The sequence below is a fragment of the Chitinophaga sp. genome, assembly GCF_035761305.1.
Taxonomy (GTDB): Bacteria; Bacteroidota; Bacteroidia; order Chitinophagales; family Chitinophagaceae; genus Chitinophaga.
The window spans coordinates 1-8,056 of record NZ_DASTRI010000254.1 but is presented as its reverse complement, the minus strand read 5'-3'; the positions used below and the strand labels follow the sequence as shown (position 1 = coordinate 8,056).

Annotated in this window: 4 protein-coding genes; 2 read left to right on the top strand and 2 right to left on the bottom strand. The window is 51.4% G+C overall.

All coding sequences use genetic code 11. The annotated features are described in order from the left end of the window. Positions 1 to 264: 264 nt before the first annotated feature. Positions 265 to 2,604: a hypothetical protein gene (locus tag VFS25_RS21260; protein ID WP_326464195.1), complete on the top strand. Its 2,340-nt coding sequence runs from the start codon at positions 265 to 267 to the stop codon at positions 2,602 to 2,604. Here the strand turns inward: VFS25_RS21260 and VFS25_RS21255 are convergent. Continuing rightward, positions 2,601 to 6,245, bottom strand: a complete 3,645-nt coding sequence (locus VFS25_RS21255) for a BamA/TamA family outer membrane protein (RefSeq protein WP_326464194.1) — start codon at positions 6,243 to 6,245, stop codon at positions 2,601 to 2,603. The two genes, VFS25_RS21260 and VFS25_RS21255, sit on opposite strands and share 4 nt — an antisense overlap. A 114-nt stretch (positions 6,246 to 6,359) precedes the next feature. After that, the gene (locus tag VFS25_RS21250) at positions 6,360 to 7,202 is read right to left on the bottom strand and encodes a hypothetical protein (RefSeq protein ID WP_326464193.1); all 843 of its coding nucleotides are present in this window, start codon (positions 7,200 to 7,202) and stop codon (positions 6,360 to 6,362) included. Positions 7,203 to 7,371: 169 nt separating this feature from the next. Here VFS25_RS21250 and VFS25_RS21245 point away from each other — a divergent pair. Continuing rightward, positions 7,372 to 8,056 (top strand): HD domain-containing protein (locus VFS25_RS21245; RefSeq protein ID WP_326464192.1); only part of this gene is annotated, 685 nt, incomplete at its 3' end.

Genomic DNA, 8,056 nt, shown 5'->3' with positions numbered 1-8,056 from the left:
AAAAAGGCCCTTTTTCCCGGGTGAAACCCTAGTGAAACTCCTCCCCCCTGCATAAACCCCTACATCTTTTTTTACCTGCCCACGTGTCACTCTGGCACTCCCCCGCTACGGCATACTTCTTGCCTGCATGCTGTCAGGAATTGTTGTAACTTTGCAGCTATTGCCTCTTCCCAAACTGCTTAATCCTGCATACATACACTGTTTCATTACATTTAATGCCGAATCAAATATTCGCAAATGAATTAAATTATACGCACGTTGACTATGAGAGTTTTAACCACACAAACAGGGCTTTTTACAGAAGAAGGGATCATCGAAAGCAGGATCTCTTTTGCACCCTTTGTGAGGTTCCTGAAAGAAAAGGCTGCCCAGCAGGGAGATACCCGCTCGGCCTATTACCAGAAGCTGGTAGATAAGTTTGAACAAACCCCCGCTGCATTAATGCCCCTGAAAGGGCCTGAAGAAGTGGCTGCCCACCAGGAGTTACTGGACATTGTGGCGGCCAGCGTATTCCCTGTAACAGCGGATATGGATAAAGACATTTATGGAATTGGCATGCCGTACAAGTTTGCCATTTTTTATTATTCCGAGCAGTTCAAAAAAGTATTTACCAAAGACGGTGAGCATCTGGCCACGGTGCCCCATGGCATGGGTACCGAAAAAGTAGCCAAAGACAAAAAAGAATGGCTGTATAAGCTCATTCTCCAAAGGGTATATAATTTCCCGGTGAATTATGATACGGAGATCATACACACCGTTGCCACCCCTGAAAATGGCAGCGGCATTAAAGGCTATGTGAAAATAAAAATAGATCCCCGCTTTGTAGATGTAAAGGTAAAAGGCCCGCTTCCCGAGCTTACCTACGACCAGGTATGCACTAAAAAAGTATGCCTGCAATGGCTGGAGGAAACCCTGCCCCTAAGCCTTTTTGCGCTGGAAGGGTTTGTGATATGGACCGTAAAGGATGTTACCCAGGAACAGGTGCTGAGCCGTGTAAAGGACCTGGTAATGAACATGAATGAGGCCAATGAGCTGCAAAGCTACCGCAAGCTGGAGCAGAACATACTGGCGGCCTCACAGCTTAAAGATGCTGCTGTACACCTGCTGCCCGTGCCCAAGATCAACGGCCGCTATGTGCTGGAGTCGCGTTTTTGCGAAACAGACATTGTGTTGGGGCTAAAAGGAAGCGAAAAGCAGCAGCAACACCTGTTTCAGCAGCTGCTGGAATATATGCTGCAAAACCCGCAGCCCCTGGTAATACCGGATGTGAACGAAAGCACCATACAGCCCTATAACTTCCTGAAATACCTGCCGCTGAAAGGCATTAAGAGCTTTATTATAGCGCCTATTATGCATGAAGACGGGCTACTGGGTTTTGTGGAAATAGGCTCCACCGCGGAAAATGCCATTACCCTGGAAGCGCTGGGCCACCTGGAGCCGTTATATCCCATGGCGGTACTGCTGCTGAGCAGAAGCCTGGATTTGCTGAACAGCCGCATTACAAGCGTTATCAAGGGGCAGTTCACCGCCCTGCAGCCGGCCGTGGAATGGAAGTTTGTGGATGCAGCCTGGCAATACCTGCATACGCCGCCTGCAGAACGGAAAGATATTGGCAATATTACGTTTGAAGATGTATACCCCCTGTACGGCGCAATTGACATACGTAATTCATCGGTAGAGCGCAGCAACGCCATACATGAAGACCTGCGGGAGCAGCTGCTGCTCATAAAAGACACCCTGCACCAGGTAGACGGCACCATACACCTGCCCCTGCTGGAAGAAGTGCGTTTCAAGAACGAAGCCCTGCTGGAAGACATCAGCGGCAACATGGTGTCTGAAGAAGAGCAGCAGATCAACGATTTCCTGAACCAGGAAATAGCCCCGCTGTTCCGCCATTTGTACGACAGCCATACACAGCTGCAGCCCGTACTGGACACCTACTTTAAAACAATCGACAAATCAGAAGGGCATATCCTGCACCACCGGCAGGAGTATGAAGAAAGCCTGGCCACCATTAACATGTCCATCAGTAAGTACCTGGATAAGGAAAAGGATAACATACAGCTTTCCTTCCCTTGCTATTTTGAAAAGTACCGTACAGATGGGCTGGAGTATAACATTTACATAGGCCAGTCTATTTCACAACGGCAGAAGTTTGACCTGCTGTACCTGCGTAACCTGCGCCTGTGGCAGCTTTCATCCATGGCCGGAATTGCCCGCCTTACCCATAAGCTCAAGGGGCAGCTGAAGGTGCCGCTGCAAACCACGCAGCTGATACTGGCCCACAGCAACCCGATTGATATCAGCTTCCGGCAGGATGAAAGGCGTTTCGATGTGGAAGGCGCCTATAACATCCGGTACGAGATCATGAAAAAGCGCATAGATAAGGTGCATATTCAACCGGGCGGCGAGCGGCTTACACAGCCCAATACCATTGCCGTTGTATATGCTTATGTAAAGGAAATGGAAGAGTACCGCAAGTACATCCACTTCCTGCAAAACAAGAAGGTGCTGAAGCCCGGCATTGAAATGCTGGATCTCGAAGAGCTGCAGGGCATCAGCGGGTTAAAGGCTATGCGGGTTGAGGTGAACCTGGAAGATTAAAACTTAAACCCGAAAGTGATATACGGCAGCAGTCCCTCGGGGGAATTGCCTGCCGTGGCTGTAATAATGAACATGTTTACCGGTGAGAAAAACAGGCCGCCGCCATACCCGTCATGCCAAATGCCGGAGCTTTCTCCTTTCAGCCACACACGTCCTACGTCATTAAACGCAATTAAGCCCACTGTAGCAGGGAACAGGTAGGAGCGGAACTGGAACAGCTTCAGTCGCAGCTCCGTATTGTTGTACGCCATGGCGCTGCCGGCAAAGCGGTTATTGCGGTAGCCCCGCAGGTTTTGCACGCCGCCCAGCATCATTGCCTGGAAAAACTCGTAATGCCCCCATATAACACCGCCTCCAAAGCGGGTTACAAACACCAGGTTGGCTGGTACGTTAAAGCTGGTATAAATGCTCATGTCCGACTGCAGCTGCAGGTAATGGTGCTGCTCCTGGTTCAGGCCCTGGCTGCCAAACAGGCTGGTGGTCCATAAAATGCCGCGTGAGGGCAGCAGGTCATTATCGCGCGTGTCCAGCTGCAGGCCGGCGCGTAAACCTGCATATTGCTTGGTGGCATACACGCCCAGCGAGTCCAGGCCGTTCTGCGGGAACTTGCTTACATAGCGGTCCTGGTTCTCATCCTTATCCAGCGCATAGTAAGTAAAGCTTGGGCCGTAAAAGAACTGCAGGCTGGATGCCAGCTTGGTTTTCAGCAACGCTTCGGCATTGTACAGGTTATAACGGGAACGGTAGTACCAAATGTCTTTTCCGTTCGATTCGTCAAACACGGTTTCATTGCCCAGGCCAAAGAAATTAATGGTATTGTGCGGCGCCCTGGCGCTGGCCGAAAGGCTAAGGTCTGTATTGCCAATGGCATCTGTAAACTCGCCTTCATAACGGAACCGGAAGGCCTGGGTAGCCAGCGAGTGGCCGGCGGTAAAGGTGTGGCGCACGGCAAACGGCGTTTTGCGGAAGCCCTGCCCGGTGTACTGGAAGCCCAGCCCAAGCAGCACGCCATCGTCTTTATTATAGCCGGCGGTAACCAGCGGCATCAGCTTGTTGTATTTAAAGGCCATGCGGTCGTAGCGTATCACATCCGGGCTGTGGGATAGCCGCAATTTATTATTGCGGTTCAGCGTAAAGCTGTCCTTACCCTGTTTCAGATCGTATATCAGTACCCGTTTGCCGCCGGTGCCGGAGCTGTCGGTATAAACATCCGCATCCCTGCCGCCGATAAGCCTTATACGTATCGGGGTGCTGTGCCGGCCGGTTAATACAAAATGGTCGTTGCCGCCCATGCTGTACAGGCGCACCTCTTTGGTAACATTGGGATCAAAGGTGCGGGAATATATGCGTTGCTCGGTGTTCCCGTGTTTGTCAATCTTGTAGGCGTTTACCGCCACATAGCCATTGGCCTGCTTTTCTATGGAGAACAGCTCATTCTTTTTAGTGCCCGGTATATCCACTTCCCGGGCAAGGAAGCGGTAATATTTCATGCCTTCTTTTTCCAGCACATCGCGCCGGGCTTTCAGGCTTTTCAGGGTAAAGCCGCCCACCAGCCTGCGTATGGTATCGGGGAACTGCTGCAGGGATGCCTGCAGCACGCTGTCGCTCATTTGCTGCACCAGCTGGCGGGCATGCTGCTGCCACTGTTCCTGGTTAAGGCTGTGCAGGAAAGAGCGGTCAAAATACCGGGCGTTAAAGCCCAGGCCTTCTATATCCTGGAAGTGGGGTCTAAAGCCCTGGAACTTGGGCATAATCCAGCGCCGGGAGGCAATGCGCGGCAGCACGCCTTCATTTACAAAAAAGGCCTGGTCGCGGTCGCGGGGAATGGGATAAAATTCCTTGCCGTTGTCCTTTTTCTTTTTCACCACGCCCCAGCGCCACTGGTCGTCATGGCGGTCCCAGTCGCCTATCAGCATATCCAGCAGGCGGGCGTGCAGCACGGCTTCCTCATCCACGCTGTTATCATTATCGCCCTGCACCTGCTTCAGTAATTTTTCTGTATTATCGGTATTGTCTTTTACCGGCTCTCTTTCTTCAAACAGGTATACATCTCCACCAAAATCATTTGCATAAATACCCAGGGAGGTATCTTTAGGCAGGTACACAAAAGTAGGGTTGGTATGGGGTATGCCGGCCGCATCGGCCAGGGCGCTTACTACCGGCGGCGCATATGGGTTCGACGCAGAGATCTGGTCCTGCACCACATCCAGGGCAAAGGTTTCCCGCAGCTCTTCGGGCAGCGCATTGCGCGGGTCTTTTTTCAGCGAGCGCAATACCCATTCCTTCCCGTTCTTATCTTCCAGCCGCAGTGAGCGGGTTTGCATACCGCCGCCGCGCTTCAGTATTTTCATGCCGCCTTTTTCCGTGTGAATGTCAAATACCGGAAAGCTCAGCGGGGTAGCCCATACCTTGCGGTAATTGTTGCCCAGCCAAAAACGTTGCAGGCCGCCGGCGGTTGCATACCGGGCGTCTGCCGGCATTTTAACGGCTGCCGGCAGCTCAGAAGCCGGGGTGCCTGCAACGGCAGCGCGTTTGATGGCCTGTATGTTAAACAGGTTAGTCGTATACACCGGCTGGGGCAGGCGGTCGGTGAGGTAGTATTTTATGCGCAAGGTGCCGTCCTGCATAAGCTCCAGCGCGCTAAAGCCATTACCATAGGTGGCGAATTTGGAGTGCCTGCCCATCTTTACCCGGTCGTGCTTGGCGCCGCTGCCGCTTACTACAAAATAATCCTGCCCATCCTGCAGCAGCTGCAGCGCATGGTCATGCCCGGCTACAAATACAGAGGGGCCGTGGCCTTTAAATGCTTCCGCAATACCCTTTATCATTTGCTGGTATTCGGGGTGGGGCAGGTCTTCCCGGCTGCCGAACACGCCGCGGGCCAGCGGGTAAATAGAGCCTATCACCGGCAGCGGTATGTACAGGGAAGGTTTCAGGTCAGTGAAAGGGAAAATATGCTGCTTAATGGTATAATATCCGCCATGTATACCGTGGCTGCGCAAAGGGTGGTGGCTGGCAAATACCAGCAGCTTACCGGGATTGCGGTTCACAATATCATGCAGGGCGGTCATCACCTCTACCTTATCCTTACAGTCGCAGGATGAGTTGGGGCCTGGTTTGGCATAGCGGAACAGCCACCATTCCGTGTCCATTACAATCACCGTCACATTATCGTTTACAGGTACTTCTACCGGGCCGGGGCAGCCGTCTTCCGGTAAAAAATGCACGTTGGGCAGCTGCAGCCCGTCTACATACTGCTGCTCGTTGCGGATGGTTTCCCAGCCATCGGGCTTGCTTTTATCCCAGTCGTGGTTGCCGGGCACAAAAATGGCTTGTGCCGCCATATCGCGCACCAGGTTTACCTGGTAATCCAGTATTTCTTTAGCATGCGGGTAGCGGCGGGCCAACTCGTCAGGTAACCCATACGGGTATACGTTATCGCCCAGGTATAGCACGGTGTTGCGGGCATCGTGCATGTCAAACTGCTGCCGTACCGCATCTACTACAGGGTTATGGCCATTCTCATGCAGCTCGCCGGCATCACCTATCAATATTATACGTTGTACTACACTGTCTGTTTGTGCAAACGCCGGAGCGGTGCAACCTGCTGCAATCAGCAATAAAATAAGTTTACGCAACATGGGATGTTGGTTTTATAAGCGATACGTTGGTAGGTATCAATTGCTAAGGTCGTAAGGAACGCTGTTTCATGGTCACTGGCATTCTGCGCTTCAGTACATACCACCTGTATATGCTCAGGGCTTGTAAGTGAACTTTAATATATCTGCCACACCGTCGCCTGCTTCATTTGAAATATACATATCTCCGTTGGCTGCAAAGGAAATGCCTTCCGGCTGGCTAAACAGCTTGTGCTTCAGGTGGTACACCTCCTGTATTTTGCCGTCACGGCCTGCTATTACCAGCATGCGGTTCACGGATGATATAATGTACAAACGGTGCTCTATGGGGTGCATGGCTGCCGCCGAAGGCCTGAAGTCATTAACATCAACGCCTGAAAGCCGGGTTATGTCGTCCACATTCAGCTGGTAAAAAGGTTTTTCATCAAACTTAAGGCTGTCCAGGCTAAAGCGGTATGCGCTGGTAACGGATTCATTTTTGTCCTCTGCACAGCGTTTGCATATCATTATTACGCTGTTGGTGGGCGTATCTACATAAATGCTTTCAAACTCCTGCTTGCCTTTCTTTCCAAACTTATACTCGGTAGATGATACATTATCTGTAAAGGGCTCATGTACCTGGTGCAGCTCGCCGTTGCTTTTCAGCACCATCCACCCCAGCGGGGTGTTTACCAGGTCTTCGTAATCCCCGCTTCTGCCGAACTTCGTGCTGGGGTAGGGCTTGTGGGTGTCTACATCTATATCAAATATCTTACCCTGCTCGTCATTAATAGCATAAATATGATGTTCATCGGGGTTCAGCACTATACCTGATATTTCCTGCATATTGTCGCGCACGCGGTAGCGGTGCGGCTCTGTAAGGCGGTAGCCTTTAGGGGAATGGTATTGCCGGTCCTGGTCAGAGAAAGCATTGCAGGAAACAAAGGCCAGTAGCAATATAAAGGGCAGGCGCAGATTCATAATACGGGTAAATGCTTAATGCCCCTGGCTTTAGCGCGAATGCCGAATGCAGCACAAAACAGGCGGTTAGCGTTCAGCATTATACGTTAGGCCGTGAGGCGGTTCGTTAATTTACGGGTAAATTTAAATCAAAAATGCAGTAACTTGCTGTTCTTCAGAATTGTAATTTATGCAAACAGGTTCTCTTATTGAGGCAGCCGGCCAATATGTTAAGACACAATATCAGCAGCATCCGCATCCTAACCTGGTTTATCACAATTTATTACATACCCAGCAGGTAGTACAGGCAGCGGATCAGATAGCCTCTCATTACCGGCTGCAGGAGCAGGACCTGTTGATTGTGATGATAGCGGCCTGGTTCCATGATACCGGGTATTTAATGGGCCAGCCGAAAGTGCATGAGGAGAACGGCGCTGCCATGGCCCGCGAGTTTATGAACCAGCACCAGGTGCCGGAAACAGTGCAGCAGCAGGTGGTTGACTGTATTATGGCTACCAAAATGCCGCAATCGCCCCATAGCCTGCTGCAGCAGATCGTGTGCGATGCCGACCTGTTTCACCTGGGCTCCAAACATTATAAAGAACGCAGCAAATTAATGCGGCAGGAAACAGCAACTGCTTCCGGCAAAGAAATTTCAAATAAGGCCTGGACAGAGAATAGCCTGCTGTTCCTGGAAAGTCATGAATATTTTACAGATTATTGCCGCGTGCGGCTGAAGCAGCAGAAAGATGAGAACATCCGCTGGCTGCGCCGCAAGCTGGAGAAAAAACGGGAGGAAGGCGAGCCGCTGCAGATCGTGCACACCAATGAGGCCGTGGCGGCCCGGAATGCAAAAGAGGAGAAGCAGGAAAAAG